Consider the following 24624-nt stretch of genomic DNA (forward strand, 5'->3'; position numbering starts at 1 on the left):
GACTGTATGGAAGTTGTACGAATGGAAAACGTAGTAAAAAGTTATGGGGAAGGCAATAGCAAGGTAGATGCGTTAAAGGGGATTCACCTTTCGATTCAGCAAGGAGAGTTTGTTTCCATCGTTGGTGTTTCCGGCTCTGGTAAAAGTACACTGCTGCATATTTTAGGCGGGTTGGATCGTCCAACTTCAGGACAAGTATTCATTGGGGATCATAATATTTACGATTATTCAGATGATGAGCTTTCGATATTCAGAAGAAGAAAAGTCGGGTTTATTTTTCAATTTTTTAATTTGATCCCGGTATTGAATGTCCAGGAAAATATCGCGTTGCCCATGTTATTGGATGAGGAACCGATAGATATGAAGTATCTGGATGAACTTATTGAAATCCTGGGTCTCCATGAACGGAAAGACCACTTGCCTTCCGAGTTATCGGGAGGTCAACAGCAACGGGTCTCCATCGGCAGAGCCTTAATGAATCGGCCGCATTTGATTTTGGCGGATGAGCCCACTGGGAATCTGGATACACGAAATACGAAGGAAGTCATAGATTTATTACGATTGACTGCCAAAAAATACAATCAAACCATTGTCTTGATAACTCACGATCTCGCGATTGCTTCGGCTTCTGACCGGATCATCACGATAGAAGACGGTACGATCATTTCAGACCAACGGCTTGCTGCGAATTAGCTAAAAGACTGGAGGAGAATGATTTTGATCAGCAGCTATAAACAATTAAGCAGCAAGTATTTAAAGGGGAATATGAAACGAACGGTTTTGACTTTGATCGGAATCATACTCTCTGTAGCGTTAATTTCGACAGTCGGTCTTTTTATGAAAGGATCACAACTATCCCAAATCGAGAACATCAAGAAGATAAACGGGTTTTCTTTTCATCTCGGTATTTCCAATTACGATGAAGCACTATTAAACAAAATCAAATATAATCCTCAAATTGCTTCGTATGGCTTGATGTCTCAGGGCGGAATCGTTCCGGTTGGAGATGGAGATGTTTCTATTCAAAAGAATTTCGCTGATCATAGCGCATTGGCGTTTTTAACCTACAGTCTCGCTGATGGCAGATTACCAGCCAATGAGCATGAAGCAGCTGTCGATTCATGGACGCTTCCTTTTTTGAAAAAGGGTCTTCAGATCGGCGACTCATTTGAATTGGATGGTCAAACCTTTCAACTGGTTGGTTTACTGGATAATCGGGCGTTCACTCAGAGAAATAAAGTGGGTCGTTTCCTAACCTATAAACATGATTTTGCTATCGGAGAGGGTAGGATCTTAGTCGAAATAAACGAGAAAGCGGACTTTAAAGAGGTAATAGGTGAGATAAAATCACTTACGAAAGACGAGGATCTGGTTATCAATGAGGAATTGATCAAAGTTTTGAAACCAGGATCGAATCAATCGATTCTGGCCGTGCTCGTCATCGTTGTTAGTATTGTTGTGATCGCGACAGTTGTGGTGATTTACAACGCTTTTCAAATCAGCGTCGTAGAGCGGATGAAGCAGTTCGGGATGCTCCGAAGCATCGGTGCTACGCGAAAGCAAATTAGACAAATCGTGATGAGAGAAGCGGCTGTGCTGGCTGTCATCGCCATTCCGGTTGGACTTGTATGTAGCATATTGGCGGTCGCTGCTCTCCAATCCATTTTCTCGATCATTTTAGAAGAGGGTGCAGGTGTTTCGTTCTTTCATATCGATTGGTGGATTTTATTCATCAGTTCGATCATTACGCTGACGGCCGTACTAGCGTCCAGTTATTACCCAGCTTTTTTTGCGGGCAGAATATCCCCACTGCTGGCCATCAGCAGCAGGTTATCCATCAAAAAAGAAGCGATCAAAAAACATAAGAATAACGTGTTGAAAAAGCCGTTATCTTTTCCTTTGAGCCTAGCCTTGAAAAATGTCAAAAGAAATAAAAATCGTTATACCATCACGATTCTATCCATCATTATATCCAGCGTCTTGTTTATTACTTTCTCGTCAATGATGGATATGGCATTTGCATCCAAATATGTGAAGGACTTATCTGCGAAAACTGATCTATCCATCTACCTGAAACAAGATCATGATGATTCTTCAGCAGAAAGACAGCAAATTTTGGAGCTTTTGAAGTCAGTTGAAAATGTATCCGCAGTGAAGGAACAGGACATCCATTTTGAAATCGATTTGAAGGATAAGACTCAATCTCTTGCAACTGTTGCTCACATCGAGGACTCTGTTGGAAAAAAACACGCCATTTCCATTGTAAATCACATCGATGAGAATAAAGTGAAGAAAGATTCGGAGCTCGTCATAAAAGTGCTGGTATACAGTTTTATCACAGTCATTTCTTTGATTGGCAGTCTCAATATCCTTAATACGATTACGATCAGCATCATCATCAGACGAAAAGAACTTGCTGCGTTAAAATCCATAGGCATGTCACAAAGGGATTTGAAAAAAATGATCATCTATGAAGCGCTGATTTACGGTTTTTCTGGAAGTTTGCAAGGGATCTTTTTCGGTTGTATACTGTCTTATATTATCTATTTGGCGGCTTCCGGTGTCTTGAGGGTCGAATGGACGATCCCCTACGAAGCTTGTCTCATTACGTTTGTTTCAGCTTTGATCATCAGCTTTTTATCTGTTCTATTGCCACTGAGAAAAATTCAAAAAGATAATCTTATCGATGTGATCAGGGAACAATGATAAAATGGGCCTGGCTATTTTATAGTCGGGCTTTTCGGATTGGTCAATGGCTGAACACTGGAATGAAAATGAGGAGAGGACAACCTTGCATAAAATATTGCTCGTGGAAGATGATGAGGCGCTTGGTCTAGCCATCGAATTCTCATTGAGAAATGAAGGCTATGAGGTAGTCAGAGCCTCTAGTGTAAAAGAAGCCAAACACCAGTTTGAACTTCAACCTTTTGATTTGGCGATCCTAGATGTCGGCCTTCCAGATGGAAACGGCTATGATTTATGTCTGCATTTCAAAAAACAAAACGATTCATCGGTTGTTATCTTCTTAACGGCCTTGGATGAGGAAGCAAATGTAGTAATGGGACTGGATATTGGCGGAGACGATTATATAACGAAACCATTCCGAGTCAAAGAATTCATGTCCAGAGTGAAAGTGCAATTGCGCAAACGTGGACGGTTGCAAACATCTTCTATCACTTTAGTATCTGAAAATATAAAAATGGATACGAACCTCGTCAAGGCTTATAAAAATCAGGAAAGCATTCCATTAACCAATCTTGAATACAAGCTTCTGCTTACTTTCATGATGAACGCCCATAAAGCACTAAAAAGAGATGATCTCTTGATGAAAGTATCGGAAGGAGAAGATGCTTTTTTTGATGAAAACACGCTTTCTGTATACATCAAGCGTCTAAGAGATAAAGTGGAAGATGACCCCAAAAATCCGCAGTTTATCGTCACCCAAAGAGGATTAGGCTATCGGTGGAATAAGGATGTGAGTAGCGAGTAAGATGATGAAGAATACCGAATTGAAAGGGTATATGACGATACTGGCCGTTCTGTTATCACTATTTACCATTCACCAGATTATTGCCCATCAACTGTTTTATGATGCTGTGAAAAGCGACTCCATTGCAACCTGGGGTGAAATTACGGCTAGATTGGTTGAACAAAATCCCGAGAATGAAGCGGAAATTATGAAGGTCTTAACAAATCACGCATCTAATTCAAATGAGTATCGGGAAAAAGGAAGAGAGCTCTTTAGACAGTATGGATTATATGAAGATTTGGAGTCAGAGCTTTTTCCCCTATTAAATAAACATATTTCCAGCCATAATCAATGGATTTATTGGGGATTGATTTGTTTCGGATTGATTCTGCTAGGCGCAAGCTATATGCAATTCAAGATGGTCTTCCATAAAATTAGACAACTTACTTCCGCAGCTAAAAAAATAATCGACGGGGACTACTCGGTAGTCATCAATGAAAATAAGGAAGGGGATCTTGCCAAACTAGCGGCTTCCTTTCGTTCCATGAAGGATATTATCCGAAAAAGCATGCAGGATCTTCTGGAAGAGAAAGAGTTTTTAGCACAAATTCTGCAAGATATCTCCCATCAATTAAAAACGCCTCTTTCCACGATATCCATATACAATGAAATGTTATTAAATGCAGAGCTGCCTCGTCAGCAGCAAGTTCAACTTTTGCAAAATAATGAAGTTCAAATCTCCAGAATGAATGTCTTAATTCAAAATTTGTTAAAAGTAGCGAAAATCGACGCCAGAGCTATTTCGTTTGTTAAAGAACCAGCCAATTTGGTGGAGACGATCGAGGAAGTTCTGGATGGCTTGGCAAAGATGGTCATTGATAAGGATATAGCGATTGACTGGGATGCGCCCAAGGAAATCGTCGTTGTCCATGATAAACTATGGATGCAGGAAGCTTTGATGAACCTGCTGAAGAATGCGATCGAACATTCAAAACCCGGCAGTACAATCATCATTCACGTAAAAGATACGCCTATTTATACGGAGTTGGTGATTCAAGACTTTGGAGAAGGAATTGCAACTAAGGAATTGGCGCATATTTTTGATCGATTTTACAAAGCAACAGATTCTAAAAAGCATGATTCGACTGGGATTGGATTGGCGCTAGTCAAAGCCATTGTCGAAGCACATCGTGCCTTGATTAAAGTGGAGAGTGAGAAAGACAGCTTTACAAAATTTACGATTACTTTCATAAAGTTTTGATTACGCGTAACAAGCACTCCACGTGTGGATGGAGAGCCAGGGGTGGCTATATCGTAGCCGTTTTTGCTGTTATGGCTTTGGGTTTAGGGTCCAGAGTATTCGACGATGTGTTGCCTGTCTTTGTAGCTGAGCATTTTGGCGATGCATTATGGGCGTGCATGATCTACTTCGGCTTTCGCACTTGTTATACTTATAAAAAGATTTCTTTTTCACTGTGGTGCAGCCTCGCGTTTTGCTTTGCGATCGAGGGCAGCCAATTGTATCAGGCCGGTTGGATCATTTACCTACGGGAGACAACGCTTGGGGCGTTGGTATTAGGAAAAGGCTTTTTGACGGCGGATCTTGTGCGGTACACGGTGGGAGCAGCCATCGCTGCCTTGCTCGACCTAGCCTGGCCTTGGCGTAAGCGCTCCTGATTTTGGGCGGATGTACGACATACCAAAAAAATCTTCTAGGAGGGATCATGTTGCAGCAGCTCTTTACTGATATGATGAAACAGGACGTAAAGCCGTTCCTTTCTAAGCGTGGCTTCGCAAAGAAGGGTTTGAATTTCACTAAGAAAACCGAAAGCCTCATCTACATGTTCAACTTCCAAAAATCTGCTGGCAATGCAGCGAACCATGTAATGTTTTATGTGAACTGTGGTATTTATGCACCGGAGTTGGCACAAATACAATCGAGAGAGATTCTAACAGCACCTCTAGAAGCGGAGTGTCACTTCAGAGCAAGAATGGGGGAGATTGTTGAGTCTGTACCAGATCGATTTTCAATCACTCCGGATACGAATATGGATGATGTAAGAAAAACACTTCTAAGTGGATTAGAAGAGGCGATTCATTTCTATGAAACGATGACCAGTGCCAGATCTATTGTGGATTATTACACTTCAGGGCCATTTTTACATCTGAGCGAAGAGAGCTTTCATTTGCTATTCCAATCCAATGATGTAGCAGCGGCTAAACATTATTGGAAGGCTTTGCAGGAAAAGTACGGAACAGAAAAGCGATGGACCATATTCGAGAATAAATACACGGCCATCTTCAATAAATATGGAGTGGAATTTGATAAGCGATAAAAACAGCGGTCAGTCTAAGACTTTATATGCAGGTCTTAGGTGGCCGCTGTCTCATTTAGTGGAGTTAGCACAAAACCAATTTTTGGCAAAATAGGCGAACGAGTTAGGCGTAAAATCCATAACGTAAAGTGTGTGAAAGCCAATGGAGGAGGGAATATATGTACGGGTGGTATCCGCAAGAGGGTTATTATCCAATTTCGGCGGGAGAAGGCAGACACTACAACGATTACGAATTACTGAGACACATTGCCAGATTAGAGCGACGTCTGGCGGAAGTACAAGAAGCCTTGTCAGCATGTACAAAAAAGAATGACGCATTAAAAAAGGATTTAGAAGTTGTCAGACAGCAAAGCCCAGTGCAAACCCAGAATGATCAAACCTATCAACAACCAGCAGTAGATAAAGTAAATGTCAAATGCATAGCAGCGACAGGGACATCGGTAACCTTTGAAATATCGGGAAGAAGTTTAACATTTGATAGCGATTATTATGGGAAATATGTAGGCGATTATACCCCTGGAAAAGTATACGTAGCCATGGCGGATTATGGAGCGGGGCAAATCTATCTAACCATTAAGGATGATAATGAAATTTGGCATACCTTTAGATATTCACGAATCCAATCGTAATTGACAAGATGTGCTCATGAAAGTCGGCGGAAACAATAGAATGAGATTGCTCGCTTAGATTGATTCTTGTCGAGTGATATATCCAAGGATACTGACTGCGTGTTGCCAGAAAATGCTTATGTCACTCGACATTCTACTTACTTTGGAATTGCTATGGAAGTAAATACTTATCTGAGTTAGGATAAACTGTATCAGAATGGTTGGATAAATTTTGTAATTTGTGGTAGAATTGATATGGAAATGAACGATTCAAAAAACTTCCTCCTTCCAGTTGTGCCTTACGATCTGGCACAAGGCATTTTTCAATTCAATATTTAGATAAATTCCTAAATATCTAAAAATGACGTATGAAAGTAGGATCGATTGATTATGTCAATGAATTACGCATTTAAGGCACTCTCTGATCCCACAAGAAGAAAGATTCTTGACCTTTTGCGGGAGAAAGATATGACGGCTGGAGAAATTGCCGATCATTTTCAAATGACAAAGCCCAGCATCTCCCACCACCTCAGCTTGTTGAAACAGGCACAAATGGTTTACGACGAACGAAAAGGGCAAAACATTTACTACTCTCTGAATACGACCGTTTTTCAAGACTTATTAAAATGGTTTATACAATTCCATTAGAAAGTGAGGGAGTCACATGAATAAGTCCAATTTGTCTCTATTATTATTTGCCATCAGTGTAGTCATAAGTGTATTTTGCTATCCCTCCATGCCGGATCAGATGGTCATTCATTGGGGACCAAATGGTGAACCGAATGGTTTTGCGCCTAAGGTTGTGGGTGTAGCCTTCATTCCGGTTGTGATGCTGTTTCTCTTCGTGGCTGTTCGCAGTCAAAAACAGTATTACCAAAAGTTCCAAAGCAGTCACGATACAATCTTGCATACATTAATGATCGTACTTCTCGTCATCCATAGCGTGATAATCGCATATGGATATGGGTATATGTTAAATATTGGGATATTCGTAACCCTTATTTTGGGGATTCTGTTTGTAACAATAGGGAATTTTATGCCTCGTTTTCGACATAACTATCTGATTGGGATACGCACGCCATGGTCACTCGCTAGTGAAGAGGTCTGGAAAAATACCCACCTACTGAGTTCCCGTGTGTTCTTCATCGGAGGAATTCTCATCATGCTCACCTCATTCTTACCAACAACCTTACATTACATCCTAATGTTGATCATTGTGTTGGTGACAATTCTGATTTCTATTGCAAGCAGCCACTACTATTACAAAAAAACAGGAAGGAGAAAGTAAAATGAAAAACTTGAAAATAGCATTTCTGTTATCGTTGGTGAGCGCTATCGGTTTTATCGCAGCTATTCCCTATTTGCTGGCAATTGGCGGGGATGCATTAGCCCTGGTACCTCTCCCGATCCCGGTTGCAATGGCAATTTTCGTCTTACAAGGAACCATCATGGCGTTTCTGTTTTCGTGGATTGGATTGACTTTCGCAACCAAGGTTGGGTTGGATGCCCCTGTCCTTCGGAAGTGGTTATATAAAACGGGTGGAGAGTCCTTTCATAAAAAGGGAATCATTCAAGCAGTCATCTTTGGATTTGCAGCAACAGGTCTGCTGCTCCTACTGGAATTCGCCGTTTTCCAACCATTACTACCAATCTTGGCAGAAAAAGCCCAAGACGTAGAAGTGTCGGTTTGGGCAGGCATCCTGACAGCCATTCAAGGTGGAGTATACGAGGAAGTCATGGTTCGTTTATTCATGATGACCATGATCGTGTGGATTTTGAGCAAGTTATTCGGACGTAAATCCTCCCCTAAGCCATGGATGTACTGGGCAGGCATCATTGGGGCAGCCCTTATATTTGGGCTTGGTCATCTCCCTGCGGCAAATGTTTATTTTGGTGAGATTACCCCGCTTTTGTTCATTCGCACGCTCGCCCTTAATGGGGTGGCAGGTATATTATACGGATACCTCTACTGGAAGCGCGGGCTGGAGTACGCAATGATTGCACACGCGATCGGGGATATCGTCCTTCATGGTTTCATTCAATAAGACCGTTTCCCTCACGATTCCGTGTGAGTAGAAAACATACAATTTTTTAACATTTCGAGAGCTTAATCGAGTAAGCAGATCAAAAACTCCGTCGTAAGGTGGTTTTTGGTCTTCTTTCTGTTTGGTCAAGAAAGCGGTATGAAAAACAAATTTTAATTTTTATGGAAATTTATTGAATACGGAAAAAATGAGGGGTAATATAGAGGATGGAATTTATTAGGAATGAGGGGGGCATGCCTTGCGTTTTCTAACGAATTTTTCTCTCAGAAATTCAACAGCTATTATTATTATGAGCCTGCTTATCGTAGTTAGTGGAATCATTGCCGCTATGTCTCTCAAGGTAGAGAACATGCCGGATATCACTTTCCCTGTGCTTCTAGTCAATACGACTTATCCGGATGCATCACCAGAAGATGTTCTCGATGATGTAACGAAGCCATTGGAACGTGAAGTTGGGCATGTAACGGGCGTTAAGGCAGTGGAGTCATACTCAAGCAACAATAGTTCCACGCTACAGGTTTACTTGGAGACCGGTTCAGATGTACAAGCTGTCAGGGACGAGCTGGAAAGAAGAATCTCCAGTATCGCGCTTCCCAGTAAAGTAAACAGACCGCAAGTAATGATTCAGGGCTTCAGCAATCAACCCGTCTATTATCTGTTCGTGACAGGACAGGATAAGGAGAGTGGACTCGATCATTTTGACAACGATGTAAAAGAAACCGTACTCAAAGAGTTAGAAGGCATTGAAAGTGTTGATAAAGTATCAACAATAGGCGGGCAATTCAAAGAAATGAAAATCCTGCCAAAGGTAGATGCGCTAAACTACTACGGAATCTCTCCGTTGCAGTTGAAACAGCTTTTACTTGACAATCACGTAGCCCTGCCTATCGGTTCGATCATCGAGGATGGGGAAGAGCGCATCATTCGCGTGGTGAGCCGTTACCTCACAGTGGAAGATATTCGTAACACCAAGATATTCCTCCCAAGTGACCCTAAAAATGGGCTTACCTACGTAAGACTTGGCGATATCGCTGAAATCAATTTTGATGAAGTCGTTAATTCGATCAGCCGCTATAACGGAAAGAATGGAATTAACATCAATATTTACAAAACGCGTGACGCCAATGCGGTAGAAACCGGTGATGCCATTAATGCAAAATTATCCCTTTTGAAAGAAGAGTACCCGAACTTAACCTTTACCACGATTTATGATACTTCTGTCGATATCAAGAATTCGATTAACGGCATGCTCAAGGAAGGCTTGCTTGGAGCTATTATGGCTTCTGTAGTCATTTTGCTGTTTTTACGTCATGTAAAAGCGACCCTCATCGTCCTAGTCTCGATCCCAACATCCATCTTAGTAAGTCTGATTTTCATGTCCTGGATGGACATTACTCTCAATATGATCACACTGTTCGGGATGGCAGTGGCTGTAGGACGAGTCGTGGATGACAGTATCGTCGTTATCGAGAATATTTTCCGCCATTTGCAATTGAACAAAGAACGCAAGGAAAGCTTGATTCAAATCGCCACCCACGAAATGCTACATGCCATTACCTCATCGACTTTTACGACAACCGCCGTATTTTTACCCATTGTATTTGTTGGGGGGATGATCGGAGAAGTATTCCGCCCATTTGCACTAACCGTCGTCTGCTCGCTGTTTGCCTCACTATTAGTAGCCGTGACGATTGTTCCACTGTTAGCCAAGCTGATGATTTTAAAAGACCACAATATCAAGGAATATGAACATGGGAAAGGGTCTGACACGTACAGGAAGTTGCTTCAATGGTCACTCAACCGCAAGCCTGCTGTCGGATTTCTGTCACTCGTTCTATTTGTCGCAAGTCTAGCGCTTCTCCCGTATATGAAATACGGTTTGTTTCCTGATCCGGAAGCGAAGTACATATTCGCACAAGTAACGATGCCAAAAGGTACACAACTAGATGGACTCGATCAAACGGTTGCCCAGGTCGAAAGTAAATTGATGGAGCAGCCTGAAGTAGAGTACATAGAAATCAATCTTGGCTCTGAAAATGAAGCGGAAATACGCCAATCGAACCAAGCCCTCTTACTAATCAAAATAGGGCAAGATGTGAATCTCGACCAAACCATCAAAAAATTTGAGGGAATCGTCAAACCTATGATTCCACTAGGAACCGAAATGGCCTTGACGAAACCTGGTAGCAGCGATACCAACAAGTTCAAGGTGATTCTGTATGGACCAGATCTGGATCGTTTGAAAGAGGCAAGCGAAATTGTCAAATCAAACTTGAAAGTAAGTCCGCTGTTGACCAACGTGAAGGACAATCTGAATGATTTCAAAAATGAAGTTGTCATCAAAGTCGATAGAGACAAAGCCTCGGAACTGGGCGTTTCCCCTGTACAGGTGGCTCAAGAAGTCAACCTCCTGGTCTCGGATACCCGAATTGGCAAGATCAAAGTCGACGACAAAGACTATAGTCTCTTCTTTGGACTCAGTGAAAACCATGCGAAATCGTTAGAGGAACTGAATAATATCTACATCCAAACGCCAAGCAAGCAACAAGTTCGTTTGGTGGACTTTGCCGAGATTGACCAAGAAAAAGTCCAATCACAAATCATGCGCAAGGACGAAAAACAATTCGTGCAAATTACAGCAGATATCACGAGCGACAACAAAGGTGGTGCGAGTAATTTCCTGTTTGCGATGTTGCAAGCGGAAAAATTGCCTGCTGGAGTTACATTGTCATCTGAAGGTGTCTCAAGTGACATGGAAAAAAGCTTTAAAGATATGCTTTTAGCCATTGGTGCAGCGATTTTTATCGTCTACATCGTCATGCTCATCACTTTTGGCAATGCTACAGCTCCGCTCGCGATTCTACTGTCCCTGCCACTTGCTGTGATCGGCGGATTATTTGGTCTGTTCATTTCGGATACCGTTCTCGATATAACGGCACTTATCGGCTTTTTGATGCTGGTCGGAATCGTTGTTACCAATGCAATTGTGTATGTGGACAATATCCAGCAGCGAAGACTGGAAGGGACTTCTATGCGTGAGGCAGTTGTCGAAGCTGGCGTTACCCGCGTACGACCCATTATTATGACGGCTGTTGCGACAGTCAGTGCGCTCTTGCCACTTTACCTCGGCTTTTCTGAAGGGGCCTTGATGACTAAAAGCTTGGCGATTGTGGTCATTGGTGGACTCGTTACTTCGACGATCCTGACCTTGTTCGTGGTTCCTATCGGGTATGAATTGCTGTATCGGATCAAAAAAGAGTTTTTTGCCCCTGATACCAAAGAAGCGGAGATCGAGCCAAGTGAAGATATGTTCATTTCCGTACTGAGAAGTTTACGCGATATGAAAAAGTCTGGGTAAGGCAGAGGGAGGAGTTTACTTAATATGAAGAAGACGAAGCTAATCAGCTCAGGCGTGGCATGTCTTTTAGGCTTGACAATACTGTCGGGATGCAATTCACAATCCGTAGACAATACCAATTCAAAAGAAGGAAGAACACCAACCGAAAGCCAGTCCGGCACTGAGGTTGAAACCATTAAAGTGGAGAATTCCGTTGATGTTCAAGTAGAGGAAGTCATAGAAGGAGAACTCAAAGACTCTGACAGGTTGCTTGCAGAGGTATTCGCTAACACGGATGTGAGTATTTACGGCAAAACTACCGGAACCGTCTCTCAAATCCTGGTAAAGAAAGGGGATACAGTAAAAAAAGGACAAGTCATCGGAAAGCTGGATCAAACCGAAGCGCAATTGAAACTGCGCCAAGCTGAGGCAGCATTAGCAGTCGCCAACGCAAATCTTGAGCATTCCAACAAAATGGGGACGTCTGGCGAATTGGCTAACAGTCAACTGAAGCAGGCGGAGCAAACCTATGCGAGTGTCAAGCGTACGATGGAACAAGGATTGACGCTCGCGCAGGCAAATTACAACCGCTCAAAAAAGCTGTTTGAACAGAAAGCTTTGTCCAAAGGTGAGCTTGAGAATGCGGAAAACGCGTATCTGCAAGCAAAAAACCAGTATCAAAGCCAGCTGGATCAGGCGCAAACCGCTTTGATTACTGCACGGTCACAAGTGAATACAGCCGATAAAAATGGACGAGTCACGCAAGCAAATGTGCAACAAGGAAAGGTTGAAGTGGATATTTCCAGGAATGCATTGGAAAACACACTGATCAAATCAACAATTGACGGCATTATTACCGATATCCAAGTCCAAGAAGGCGATACAATCAACCCGCAAAAGCCTATTGCAACGGTAATAAACCTTGACCCGATGATTGTGAAGGTGAATGTGTCTGAAAAAGCGTTGGCAAGCTTTCAAAAAGGAACACAGCTAAATTTGCAGGTTCCGTCCCAAAATATCAAGGTCAAGGGCAGTATTACCTACGTGGGACTAAAGGCTTCTGACCAATCCAAGCTTTTCCCCGTGGAAATAGAAGTGCCAAATCCAAAAGGCACGTTACTACCCGGAATGAAGGCAGAAGTCTCTTCAATCAATGGACAAGCAGGGATTCTCATACCAACAGATGCGATCCTCGAGCGAAATGGGAAATCGGTAGCCTACGTCGTGAATGGAGAAAGAGTAGCTGAGAAGGAAATCTCGATTGCTTCGAAAGGAACGGAGAAGACACTAATCAGCTCTGGAGTGAAACCTGGAGACAAGGTAGTTATCAAGGGGCAATCACAATTAAAAGATAATGCAAAGATTCGCATTGTTCCCTAAGTAATAGCGAGGAGGATACCTATGCAAAAGATGTACGTTTCCCAGAACAGATGGCTACTCTCTGCAAAAACGACGGCAGAGGCAGAAGTGCTATTATTTTGCTTTCACTATGCTGGTGGCCATGCTGGTATTTATCGGGATTGGCAAAAAAAGCTGCCTGTTCAGATTGGCGTTTGTCCTGTACAGCTCCCAGGCAGAAGTAATCGCTTTTTAGAGCCTTGCTACACGGATTTGTCTGTAATGATTCGTGATTTGGCAGAAGCGCTCCTTCCCTATCTGAATCGACCGTTTGCCTTTTTTGGACATAGCATGGGAACGCTGGTCAGCTTTGAGCTGGCCAGATATTTACGCAAACATTACAACCTCAAGCCGCAGCACCTGTTTGCATCCGGATACCATGCTCCACATCTACCAGATCCGGGTGAAGCCATCCATCATCTCCCGGATCAAGAGTTTCTGGAGGGCGTACGAACGATGAATGGCACGCCAAAGGAAATTTTTGAGGACCAGGAGATTCTGAATATGCTTCTCCCTACGCTTCGGGCCGATTTCACGATATGCGAGACGTATCGGTATCAAGACGAGGAGCCGCTGGAGTTGGGAATAACGGCCATTGGCGGTTGGCAGGACCCTGACTTTTCCATAACACATCTCGAAGCCTGGGCAGATCACACGAACGCTGCTTTTCAAACCTACATGCTGGAAGGGGACCATTTCTTCATCCATTCGCAACAGGACCAAGTCATTAGTATTGTGGGGTCAACTCTTCAAAATTATCTTACTGGGTACAGGGGGATAGGATGATGACAGGAAAAGCAACACGAGAGGGGACACAGCGCCTAGCTCAGGCCAATCCCCATCTTTTCTATAAGCAATTTGGCAGCTTCGATGTGTGGATCAGTCAGGTTGGATTCGGAACGTACCGGATTGATGAACAGGATGAGCAGTACCAGCAGGCTCTCCGTAAAGCGTTGCTCGAAGGAATTAACTTGATTGACACGAGTAGTATGTATACAAATGGGAGCGCCGAGAAAGTCATCGGTAATGTGCTGAAGCAGCTGATAAGTGAGGAAAAAATAAAGCGGGAAGAGCTTGTAATCGTGTCCAAGGCCGGTATCGTACAAGGCGAGGATTCCGAGGAAACGACGAAGAGGACAGCGGAAGGAAAACCGTATCAAGACTTCACGACGGTACACGAAGGAATGTCGATATGTATCCACCCTGAATATCTTCAAGACCAGCTGACACGTAGCCTGCAGCGCTTGCAGGTTGACACGATTGATTGCTACATGCTGCACAATCCAGAGTGGTATTTGCTATGGGCCAAAATGAAAAAGATCAAACAACAGGAAGCGTATGATGAATTATTAGAGCGAGTGGAGAAGGCTTTTCGACATCTGGAGAAAGAAGTAGAATCAGGTCGGATTCAATGCTATGGTGTCAGTGCCAATTCGTTTGTCAGCAATGTCAAAGAATTTGATTTTGTTGCGTTAGATACCCTCTGGGACATTGCAGAAAAGATTACGCCGAATCACCATTTTCGCGTCATCCAGTTTCCAATGAACATGTACGAATCCGGTGCCATACTGGAAAAAAGTCATGCGCAAGGCAAGAGTGCCTTGTTATTTGCCAAGGAAAAAGGGCTTGGTGTCATGACCAACCGGACGTTAGATGTGACAGCAAAGGAAAAAATCTTCCGCCTGACGAACATCCAACTAGATCAGAGCGCGGTCATTGACGAAAAAGAAGCCATTCGTCGAATCAAGGATTGCTTGAATCGTGTAGATGATGTAGAGGATCAGATCGTCTATCGCGTCTTGCCATTATTAAAAATGGAGAAGGAAGATGTGAAAGAGCTGAAGAAAAAAATATCATCTGGAGCTACACTTCGCAAATACTGGAAAAAGCTATACTCTGCCACAAATGTGCAAAATGTGAGAAACTTCTTGTTTGAACCGATCATCGAAGATATTCGCAATACGATTAAAAGGCATGAGGGCTTGGACGACCAGACGCAGCAATGGCTGGATACTTACAAGGCAGCTCTCATGGAGACAGCAGAAGCTTTGCAGAGCTACTACGCCCCGAAAGACTACCAGCGTTCACTGGATATCTCGAAAGAGCTGACGAGGGTGAAACCGCATTTAATGACAACAGATAACCTCAGCCAATCCGCGATTAGAACGATGCGTGCCACTCCAGAGGTGCACAGTGTCCTCGTAGGGATGAGACGTGAGCATTATGTAGAGGATGTACTAATGGAATTGAAGAGACCTTTAGATACGATCATGCAAGAAGAAGACTGGCATACGATGACGCAAACTCTCAAAGCGGTTATTGGCTAAAAACAAAACCCAAAAGTAAAACCACCTTATGGAATCGTGTAACAACAACGATTTCATAAGGTGGTTATTTTTCATCCCCTCGGTTATTTCCACTTGCTGATGATATGCTCGCGATCAAACACTTTAATACTTATCTGGAACAGGATCAGGGCTACCACCGCACAAAGCGTGACCATACCCAGATAGATTACCGGATTGCTCATCATGGAGAGGAAGATGACCTGACTGACAGCAAGTCCGATGATCGGCAGAACCAGTATGGCACCAAATTGTTGGGCTGCTGCGACGTTGTCAACTTTGGAGGAAACAATGACGCTCATGGATACGCTGATGATCGAAATAAATGGAACCAGCAGGAGCATCGCGAGAATAAATACGATGGAAAAATACTCGCCAGCATTGTCAAAGGTTGCAAAGATGAACCCTAGAAAAATTAGCTGTACCACCCAGGTCAAAGCGATGGAAGGCAAGGAGTAAGCTAAGACCTTACCGAGCAAAAACTCCTTGGTGGAAATCGGGGTGACCAGTACGCTTTCCAATGTTCCTGTCATTTTTTCCATGATGATACTCGTCGTGGCAAATGTTAAGGGGATCATCGCCGGTACAATCAGGAACAAAAGGAAGTAGAAGCGGGCAATCGCTATATGACCATCTGTACCTGCCATGTTAAGGAGGGGATTGGTCAATTTCATCAGGTTAAGGATGAACTCCATTTTACCGTTTTGGGCAAATACAGTAGTGATCAGAGCGACAATCAATATAACGAATGGTGCCGCAAGGTTCGTAATCAATACGGAGCGGGCAGCGAAAAGCTCTTTCCATTCCCGGAGAATAACAAATCCCGGCATCCTAGATCGCCTCCTTTTCTTGATTCAACAAGCTGAGATAGGAGTCCTCCAGTGACACGGAGATGGGTGCTATGTAATTGACGGTAATATCCGCAGCAACCAGCTTTTTGACCAGCTGAGGGTTTGAGGTCTTCGGATTGGCTACCCTCAGATGGAACTGATCTTCGGTGCGCTTATACGTCTCCACTTCCTCGGCGGCTTTAATGATCTGTTCCGATTTATTCAAATCCGCTCCTACGTCAAGAAGCACATTGTAGGTGGTCCACTCTTCGCGGAACTTCTGTGGGGTGGTTAATCGAATCACCTCACCCTTAATGATGGCGAATTCATGACATAACTCATCAATTTCTGCGAGGATATGTGAACAAAAGATGATCGTTTTTCCAGATGCAGCCCACTCGCGAATCAGATCTTTCAGCTTCCGGGTGCTGACCGGATCGAGATTGGCTGTGACCTCGTCTAAGAAAAGCACCTCTGGGTCGTGTAAAATCGCGCAAACAATCGAAAGTTTTTGTTTCATTCCCTTCGACAATCTGCCGGCAGGATCATTTCTTCTGTCCCACAAATCGAACTGGCGTAGCAAATACTCGATGCGTGAAGCACGCTTGGCTTTGGGAATCTGGTAGCAGGAGGCGAAGAATTCCAGGTTGTCCAACAGAGAAAGCTTGTCATACACCCCGGGAGATTCCGTTACACAACCAATTTTTTTGCGAATCTCTTCTTTATTTTTGCTGATTTGATGACCGAGGATAGTGACTTCTCCTGACGTAGGCTCAATGAGGCAGGACAAGATACGTAGAGAGGTTGTTTTTCCAGCTCCATTAGGTCCAAGTAGACCGAAAATTTTACCTTTGGGAATCGAGAGGGAAATGCCATCGAGAACTTTTTTGTCTCCAAACGATTTTTTGAGATCCTTAATGACGATTGCAGGCTCCATAAAAAAATCCCCTTTCCTAGATTTCTCTGTGACTCCAATTTCATGTGCAGCTCTCATATCGTAACCTTTTTATCCAATTCGGAATATTAAAAATCTGTAAAGGTAATGAGTTGATTACCAAATGGGCAAAACCAACTGGAGATGGAGACACAGAGGCAATTTCATATCAGAGTGAAATGTCAAATTGAGCGAAGTGCAGCATTGAAAACGGGAGTTGTCAGAAATTGTCAATTTTTACCAGTGGTAAACTTACCTCCTTTCATCGCTCAAAACAAGCAGAGTAGCGCCTTTTGGCGTTCTTTCCTCTATTTGTCGGGCCAAAAAAATAAAAAAATTTACATACAACTACTTGCAGAGAACCATATTTTTGAGTTATATGTAAAAACATGTAACAAAAAGTAAAAATGTGGTACAACTTCCATCTAGGATGATTTTCAATCGAAGTCAACTTTTTGTCAACGAAATTATGAGAAATGCTGGTGATGTTTTTTTGAGAATACTATTCCTAACAACATTCATGAGCAAAGAAAACAGGATTGTCCAGTATCTGGAATCAAGAAACCACGAAGTCATTGTGTGCACAAAAAAATGGGAGCAACAAACCGAATATTTCGAAGAGATTGACTATGTTGTCAGTTACGCGTACGGCTATATTCTGGGTAAGGAAATCGTTTCTCATTTCAAAGGGCGCATTGTCAATCTACATACATCCCTCTTGCCCTGGAGCAAGGGGAGAGACCCTGTTTTCTGGAGCATTTGGGATGAGACACCAAAAGGGGTTACGCTACACCTCATAGACGAGAACATCGATACCGGCAATATCCTTGTTCAGGAAGAGATTTCTTTTAATGACGATGATACGTTGATCGATTGTTACAACAAAGCGAATCAGGTGATTGAAGACCTGTTCATCCGAGAATGGGAGAACATTGTCAGCGGGCGGATCACACCTTTTCCACAACCAACTGGCGGATCGATTCACTACAAAAAAGACCGAGATTTCTACAAAAACCTGAATATGACTACCGTAAAAGAACTGCTGGCATTAAAGCGTTTTTGTGGGAAACGAACACAAGTAGAGAGGCAGAGCGATCTAACCTATCATCAGTTGTTTGAACGACAAGTCGAAGTGTCACCGGACAGTCTGGCAGCTGTATGTCAAGACCAGTCCTTGACATACAAACAGCTAAATGAGCGAGCCAATCAGTTAGCTCATAACCTTTGTGCCAAAGGAGTTAAGCCTGACGATCTTGTGGCGCTCATGATGGACAGATCACTGGACATGCTGGTGAGTATTCTCGCCGTTCTAAAGGCAGGGGCTGCATATCTCCCTATCGATCTGGATTATCCGGATGAACGAATCGCTTATATGCTAAACGACAGTAGTGCACCTGTTTTATTGACACAGACTCCCTTTATCGAAAAGGCGAAAAGCATCTGCGAACTAGAAGTGATGGACGTGTGTGACCCTGATAGCTTTAGCGACAGAAAAGAGAATCTACCGCACGTCAATCGATCAACAGATCTCGTCTATGTCATGTATACATCGGGATCGACCGGTTTGGCCAAAGGCGTGATGATCGAGCATGGCAACTTGGTAAATTTTTGTGAATGGCATCGCCAGTACTTTGAAGTGAGCCATGAAGACAAAGCCCTTGTCTATTCCAGTTTTTCATTTGACGGATCTGTATTGGATATTTTCCCCTATCTGCTTACGGGCGCTTCACTACACATCGTGCCAACTGCCCTGAAGTATGATCTGATTGCCTTGAATGATTATTGTAACCACGAAGGCATTACGATCAGCTTTTTTCCGACGGGAGCAGCTGAACAGTTCATGCAAATGGATAATCGTTCTTTTCGAGCGATGCTTACAGGCGGGGATGTGCTAAAAAAGGTTGATCGGCGCGGTGCTTACAAGCTGTACAACTTGTATGGACCGACAGAGTGCACGATTCTTGCTACTGTTTTTGAGGTGGACAAGCAATACCAGAGCATTCCGATTGGCAAGCCTATTGGTCATACCTCCATCTTAATTTTGGACGAAAAGCTGGCATTACAACCGATTGGGGTAGCAGGCGAGTTATTTATTCTCGGTAGAGGGTTGGGACGAGGGTATGTGAACCGACCAGATTTGACTGCTGAGAAATACATCATTCATCCGCAGACGGGGGAGCGCATGTACCGCACGGGAGACAGGGCACGCTGGTTGCCTGACGGGAACATCGAGTTCATGGGCCGCCTCGACAATTTGGTGAAAATTCGCGGGTATCGGATCGAGCCAGGAGAAATTGAACCATTCCTCATGAATCATCCAATGGTCGAAATGGCAACCGTTATCGCCAAAGAACGGGAGGATGGCCGCAAATACTTAGTTAGTTACTATGTTGCTCCTGATGAAATCCCTTTTCACGAGCTGAGGGAATGGCTCGGAAATGATCTTCCTGATTACATGATCCCGACTCACTTTGTTCAAATGGACGCGCTACCGCTCACCACGAATGGAAAGGTAGACAAGCGGGCATTGCCAGATGTACAGGGAGATGAGGAACTGCTGAGGGAATATTACGTCGGGCCGACTGATGAGCTTGAACAACAATTGGCTCACGTGTGGAGCAGTGTGCTAGGAATCTTGCAGGTGGGAATCGACGACCATTTTCTTGAATGCGGTGGGGACTCGATCAAGGCCATGCAGCTCATTTCCCAGTTCAAAAATATCGGATTCGATTTGAGATATGACCAGCTTTTTAAGCATCCAACGATTCGCCAATTGAAACGTTTGTTCACAGAGCAAGAGCAGACGAACATACCACCATTGCAAGAGCTGACCGTACAACAGCAATACGAAACATCCGCGGTGGAGAAACGGATGTACATTATCCAACAGCAGGATCCCGAGTCGATCGCATACAATGTGACATTCACGGTTGACTTTCCCCACTCCGTAGATGTGGAGCATATCCAGCTGGCCTTGCAACAGCTGGTGATACGTCACGAAGGATTACGAAGCACGTACCACATGTATCATGACGAAATCGTAAAGCGAATTGTCACGTGTTCCGAACTATCATTTGTCCGTCAGACGGGTGTAGAAGAGGTCCTGCACAGTCTACTTGCAGAGCACATCAAGCCATTCGACTTGGCAAAAGCGCCATTGCTCCGGGCTGGAATCATTGAAACTCCTGACAAAAAGGTTCTCTGGCTCGACTCCCATCACATCCTCATGGATGGATTATCCAAGTCGATTTTGTTACGGGAATTACAGACTTTACTCGAACAACAGCAGCTTCCCCCTTTAAAAAATACCTATAAGTCTTTTGCGCGATGGCAAAATGACTGGCATGCAAGCGAGGAATACAATCAGCAAGCAGCTTACTGGAAAACCCTTTTAGAGGGCGAGCTTCCCGTTGTCCAACTTCCAACACGAAAACGTCCGCCGCAACTGACATTTGATGGGGCTACGATCACGTATCGCGCAAACAAAGAACTCACCAGAAAGCTCAAGACCACAGCAACAAAGCATGATGGAACCCTCTATATGCTGATGCTTACCATCGTATCTGTCTGGCTATCCAAGATGAATAACGACAGCGAGCAAGTCATACTAGGTACCGTAACAGATGGAAGACAGCATCCTGATACGCGAGAGATACTTGGGATGTTCGTTAATACCTTGCCACTTCTACTCTCAATTGATCATGAAGAAAGCTTCTTACATAACCTGCAACAGGTGAAGCAAGAGCTTTTGTCCGCTTTGCAAAACCAGTACGTTCCCTTTGAAAAAATTCTCGAAGGCTCCGGCGCAAGACGCGACGGGAATCGTCATCCCCTGTTTGATGTGATGTTCATGATGCAAAGCACATCGGAGACAGGGTTGGAAAACTACACGCGTCATATCAACAACAGAATTAGCAAGTTCGACCTGACACTAGAAGCAGTGGAGCGGGACAATGAGCTACACATTGTCTTTGAATACAACACACGGTTGTTTGATGAATCCATGATCCACCGCATGATTGCGCAGTTTGAACACCTCCTTTTGCAAGCTGTTCACGCTTTGGAGGCGCAAGTTAAAACGTTTGAACTAATGCCCCAAGCGCAACGCCTCGATTTGTTACTAGGGGTAAACGATACATCCAAAACATACCCCGGCAAATTGATCATGCAGTTGTTAGAAGAATGGGCTGCTGTTACACCTGACAAGATCGCATTGGTTCTTGGCGAACAGTGCATGACGTATCGAGAGCTGAACGAACGAGCTAATCAACTGGCACATACCCTCCGGACAAAAGGGGTGAAACCAGACGATCTGGTGATGCTTATATCGGAACGATCCTTCGAGATGATAGTGGCCATTTTCGCCGTATTGAAAGCAGGTGGAGCCTATCTGCCGATCGATCCGAACAGTCCGGCTGACCGAATTTCCTACATTTTCACAGATAGCGGCGCCAAGATGGTGATGGCACAGTCCCGTTTCGTTGAAAAAGCAAGCTTTACAGCGGGTGTTATAGATCTGGACAGCGAGAGTAGCTTTTCCCCAGATACAAGCAATCTACCACTGGTTAACATGCCGGATGACCTCGTATATGTCATGTACACATCAGGCTCAACCGGGAAGCCCAAAGGCGTGATGATTGAACACGGGGGGCTGCTCAATGTGCTCCATGCCATGCAGGATGAATATCCGCTAATGAGTGAAGATGCGATCCTGCTGAAGACGACCTACATTTTTGATATCTCTGTAGCCGAAATTTTTGGATGGATACCTGGAAATGGAAAATTGGTGATTCTCGAGCCAGAGGCAGAAAAGAATCCCAAAGAAATATGGCACGCGTTAGTCCAAGAAGGGATCACCCACATCAATTTCGTGCCATCCATGTTGATTCCGTTCGTCGAATATCTGGAGGGGCGAAACGAAGCCAACCGATTGCGGTACATTCTTGCTTGTGGGGAAGCGATGCCGGACGATCTCGTGCCAAAAGTATATGAAGTACTGCCAGAGGTGAAATTGGAAAACATCTACGGGCCAACAGAAGCGACAATATACACGTCTCGCTATTCGCTCGCAAAAGACTCACTGGAGAATCCTGTCCCCATCGGAAAGCCTTTGCCCAACTATCGCATGTACATCGTCAATCGGTACGGACAATTGCAGCCAATAGGCGTTCCTGGCGAACTTTGTATAGCTGGGATCAGCTTGGCAAGAGGATATTTGAATAACGAAGAGCTGACAGCAGAAAAATTTGTTGCCCATCCATTAGAGGCTGGTAAGCGTATCTATCGCACAGGCGACCTGGCACGCTATCGTGAGGATGGCAATATCGAGTATCTCGGACGGATGGACCATCAGGTAAAAATTCGTGGATACCGCATCGAGCTGGAAGAAATTCGTAGCAAACTGATTCAGGAAGCGTCCATTAATGACGCGGTGGTTATGGCTCGAGTCGACCAGAACAATCAGGCATACTTGTGCGCCTATCTGCTTTCCGCGAAGGAATGGACAGTCAGTCAATTGCGAGACCTGCTTCGCCGTGAATTGCCAGAATATATGATACCCGCCCACTTCGTTCTCATGAAGGAGTTTCCGCTTACATCCAACGGTAAGCTAGATCGCAAGGCCCTCCCCGAACCAGATGGAAGTGTGGGAAGCGAAGTGGAATATGTGGCACCGCGCTCTGAAATGGAACAGATTCTTGCCACAGTTTGGGGAGAAGTACTTGGCATCGAGCGGGTAGGGATTCAAGACAGCTTTTTCGAGCTTGGTGGAGATTCGATCAAGGGTTTGCAAATTGCGTCTCGTCTGCAACGGATGAATCTCATAATGGCAGTCAATCATTTGTTTAAATATCCGACGATCGAACGAATGGCACCATTTGTCATTTCCGAAAGTATCATGATCGATCAGGGACTGGTAACAGGGCCTGTCTTGCTTACACCAATCCAGCACTACTTCTTTGAACGGATTACATCAAGTAGACATCACTGGAATCAAGCCATGATGGTTTTCAGCCGAGAGGGCTTCCATAGCGAACTATTGATGGAGTCTCTCCATGCACTTGTGCTTCATCATGATGCCCTGCGCATGAGCTTTATCGAATCGGATGAGGGATTTGTCCAGTTTAATCGGGACGACGATGGTAATCTGTTCGAATTCCATGTGTTTGATTTTACAGAAGAGCTGGACGCTCGTAACAAAGTGGAAGAAGAAGCAAGCCGTCTTCAATCCAGTATGAATTTACAGGAGGGGCCGCTCGTTCAAGTAGCGCTCTTCAAGACAAGAGTAGGTGACCATCTGCTTTTTGCGATTCACCATCTGGTTGTTGACGGTGTGTCCTGGCGAATCCTTCTGGAAGACTTCCGAATCGCCTATCAGCAAGTAGCCTCAGGTAATCCAATTGCTATAACGGAAAAAACACATTCTTATCAAAAATGGGCGAAAGAGCTGAAAACCTTTGCCAATAGCAAGAAGCTTGTCAATGAACTAGCTTATTGGAAAAAAGTCGAATCCATTCCTTGCCCTCCCTTACCGAAGGATCAGGAGACCATTTATCAGACCGAAATGGAGACGATAACAGCGTCGGTTCGTTTCTCCAAAACGGAGACGGAACAATTACTGCGCCATACAAATCACGCCTACCAAACGGAAACGCAAGAGATCTTGTTGACTGCCTTGGGAATGGCAATGCAGGAATGGACAGGGGCAAACGATGTAAAGGTCTTTTTGGAAGGACATGGACGTGAAGAGATTGTCAAAGGCTTGAATGTATCCCGTACGGTAGGTTGGTTCACTTCCCTTTTCCCTGTCGTGCTGCCTGTAGCCAAATCGGGCCAATTGGGGGAGCAGATCAAGCTGGTCAAAGAAACGATGCGTGCCATTCCTAATAAAGGAATCGGGTATGCCATCCTAAAGCATCTCACAGATTCCGAGCACAAACGAGACATCCATTTCACACGCCAACCCGAGGTTGTGTTCAATTATCTGGGACAGTACGATGCCGATCTGGACAATGAGCTTTTCACATTATCGGATCTACCAGAGGGTAGAGTACTAGGCCCTCATGCCGAGCGCATGCACCCGCTCGATATCTATGCCAAGATTATCGGTGGAGAGCTAGTTATCTATTTGAATTACAATCGCCATGAGTATCACAAAACGACGATAGACAAGCTCATGGGACTCTATCAATTTCATTTGAACGCTATTATTTTTCATTGTATAGAAAAGAAAGATTCTGAGTTAACACCGAGTGATTTCGTGGACAAGAAGCTCTCTCTGGAAGAACTCGATGACATTATGGACTTGATAGGCGATTTGTAAG

Annotated in this window: 17 protein-coding genes; 15 read left to right on the forward strand and 2 right to left on the reverse strand. The window is 44.1% G+C overall.

Going from position 1 to position 24624, the window contains the following annotated elements; all coding sequences use genetic code 11:
- Nucleotides 1–6: 6 nt before the first annotated feature.
- From FO446_RS14790 to FO446_RS14855, 14 genes are all read left to right on the forward strand, one after another.
- Nucleotides 7–693 carry an ABC transporter ATP-binding protein gene (locus tag FO446_RS14790; RefSeq protein ID WP_221866914.1) on the forward strand — a complete coding sequence of 229 codons (687 nt, stop codon included), beginning with the start codon at nucleotides 7–9 and terminating at the stop codon, nucleotides 691–693.
- Between the two features lie 24 nt (nucleotides 694–717).
- Nucleotides 718–2706: an ABC transporter permease gene (locus tag FO446_RS14795; protein ID WP_237901028.1), complete on the forward strand. Its 1989-nt coding sequence runs from the start codon at nucleotides 718–720 to the stop codon at nucleotides 2704–2706.
- An 85-nt stretch (nucleotides 2707–2791) separates the two neighbouring features.
- Nucleotides 2792–3490 (forward strand): response regulator transcription factor, encoded by a 699-nt coding sequence (locus FO446_RS14800; RefSeq protein ID WP_217367011.1) that lies wholly within the window; start codon nucleotides 2792–2794, stop codon nucleotides 3488–3490.
- 4 nt (nucleotides 3491–3494) lie between these two features.
- Nucleotides 3495–4730 (forward strand): HAMP domain-containing sensor histidine kinase, encoded by a 1236-nt coding sequence (locus FO446_RS14805; protein ID WP_237901065.1) that lies wholly within the window; start codon nucleotides 3495–3497, stop codon nucleotides 4728–4730.
- Nucleotides 4731–4801: 71 nt separating this feature from the next.
- Nucleotides 4802–5146 (forward strand): ribosomal maturation YjgA family protein, encoded by a 345-nt coding sequence (locus FO446_RS14810; RefSeq protein WP_237901029.1) that lies wholly within the window; start codon nucleotides 4802–4804, stop codon nucleotides 5144–5146.
- A 47-nt stretch (nucleotides 5147–5193) separates the two neighbouring features.
- On the forward strand, nucleotides 5194–5805 hold the full coding sequence (locus FO446_RS14815) for a DUF4304 domain-containing protein (RefSeq protein ID WP_237901030.1): 612 nt from the start codon (nucleotides 5194–5196) through the stop codon (nucleotides 5803–5805).
- Between the two features lie 158 nt (nucleotides 5806–5963).
- Nucleotides 5964–6434 carry a hypothetical protein gene (locus FO446_RS14820; RefSeq protein ID WP_237901031.1) on the forward strand — a complete coding sequence of 157 codons (471 nt, stop codon included), beginning with the start codon at nucleotides 5964–5966 and terminating at the stop codon, nucleotides 6432–6434.
- Between the two features lie 369 nt (nucleotides 6435–6803).
- Nucleotides 6804–7061 (forward strand): autorepressor SdpR family transcription factor, encoded by a 258-nt coding sequence (locus tag FO446_RS14825; protein ID WP_007729097.1) that lies wholly within the window; start codon nucleotides 6804–6806, stop codon nucleotides 7059–7061.
- A gap of 16 nt (nucleotides 7062–7077) precedes the next feature.
- Entirely contained in the window at nucleotides 7078–7701 is a 624-nt protein-coding gene (locus FO446_RS14830) for an SdpI family protein (RefSeq protein WP_173609162.1), read from the forward strand.
- A 1-nt stretch (nucleotide 7702) separates the two neighbouring features.
- The gene (locus FO446_RS14835; RefSeq protein ID WP_221866909.1) at nucleotides 7703–8458 is read left to right on the forward strand and encodes a CPBP family intramembrane glutamic endopeptidase; all 756 of its coding nucleotides are present in this window, start codon (nucleotides 7703–7705) and stop codon (nucleotides 8456–8458) included.
- A 238-nt stretch (nucleotides 8459–8696) separates the two neighbouring features.
- Nucleotides 8697–11816, forward strand: a complete 3120-nt coding sequence (locus FO446_RS14840; RefSeq protein WP_232772898.1) for an efflux RND transporter permease subunit — start codon at nucleotides 8697–8699, stop codon at nucleotides 11814–11816.
- A gap of 24 nt (nucleotides 11817–11840) precedes the next feature.
- Entirely contained in the window at nucleotides 11841–13175 is a 1335-nt protein-coding gene (locus tag FO446_RS14845) for an efflux RND transporter periplasmic adaptor subunit (RefSeq protein ID WP_232772899.1), read from the forward strand.
- Nucleotides 13176–13196: 21 nt separating this feature from the next.
- Nucleotides 13197–13979 carry a linear gramicidin aldoreductase LgrE gene (lgrE, locus tag FO446_RS14850; RefSeq protein WP_221866906.1) on the forward strand — a complete coding sequence of 261 codons (783 nt, stop codon included), beginning with the start codon at nucleotides 13197–13199 and terminating at the stop codon, nucleotides 13977–13979.
- Nucleotides 13976–15520, forward strand: coding sequence for an aldo/keto reductase (locus tag FO446_RS14855; RefSeq protein ID WP_232772900.1), 1545 nt, complete (start codon nucleotides 13976–13978; stop codon nucleotides 15518–15520). The genes lgrE and FO446_RS14855 overlap by 4 nt, the downstream gene beginning before the upstream one ends.
- Nucleotides 15521–15603: 83 nt before the next feature.
- Here FO446_RS14855 and FO446_RS14860 read toward each other — a convergent pair whose 3' ends face one another.
- Complete coding sequence (locus FO446_RS14860) at nucleotides 15604–16368, reverse strand: ABC transporter permease (protein ID WP_173609156.1); 765 nt, start codon at nucleotides 16366–16368, stop codon at nucleotides 15604–15606.
- A 1-nt stretch (nucleotide 16369) separates the two neighbouring features.
- Entirely contained in the window at nucleotides 16370–17305 is a 936-nt protein-coding gene (locus FO446_RS14865) for an ABC transporter ATP-binding protein (RefSeq protein ID WP_237901032.1), read from the reverse strand.
- Between the two features lie 490 nt (nucleotides 17306–17795).
- On the opposite strand from FO446_RS14865, the gene FO446_RS14870 reads away from it, so the two are divergent.
- On the forward strand, nucleotides 17796–24623 hold the full coding sequence (locus FO446_RS14870) for a non-ribosomal peptide synthetase (RefSeq protein ID WP_237901033.1): 6828 nt from the start codon (nucleotides 17796–17798) through the stop codon (nucleotides 24621–24623).
- Nucleotide 24624 lies beyond the last annotated feature (1 nt).

The sequence above is a fragment of the Brevibacillus brevis genome, assembly GCF_022026395.1.
GTDB lineage: Bacteria > Bacillota > Bacilli > Brevibacillales > Brevibacillaceae > Brevibacillus.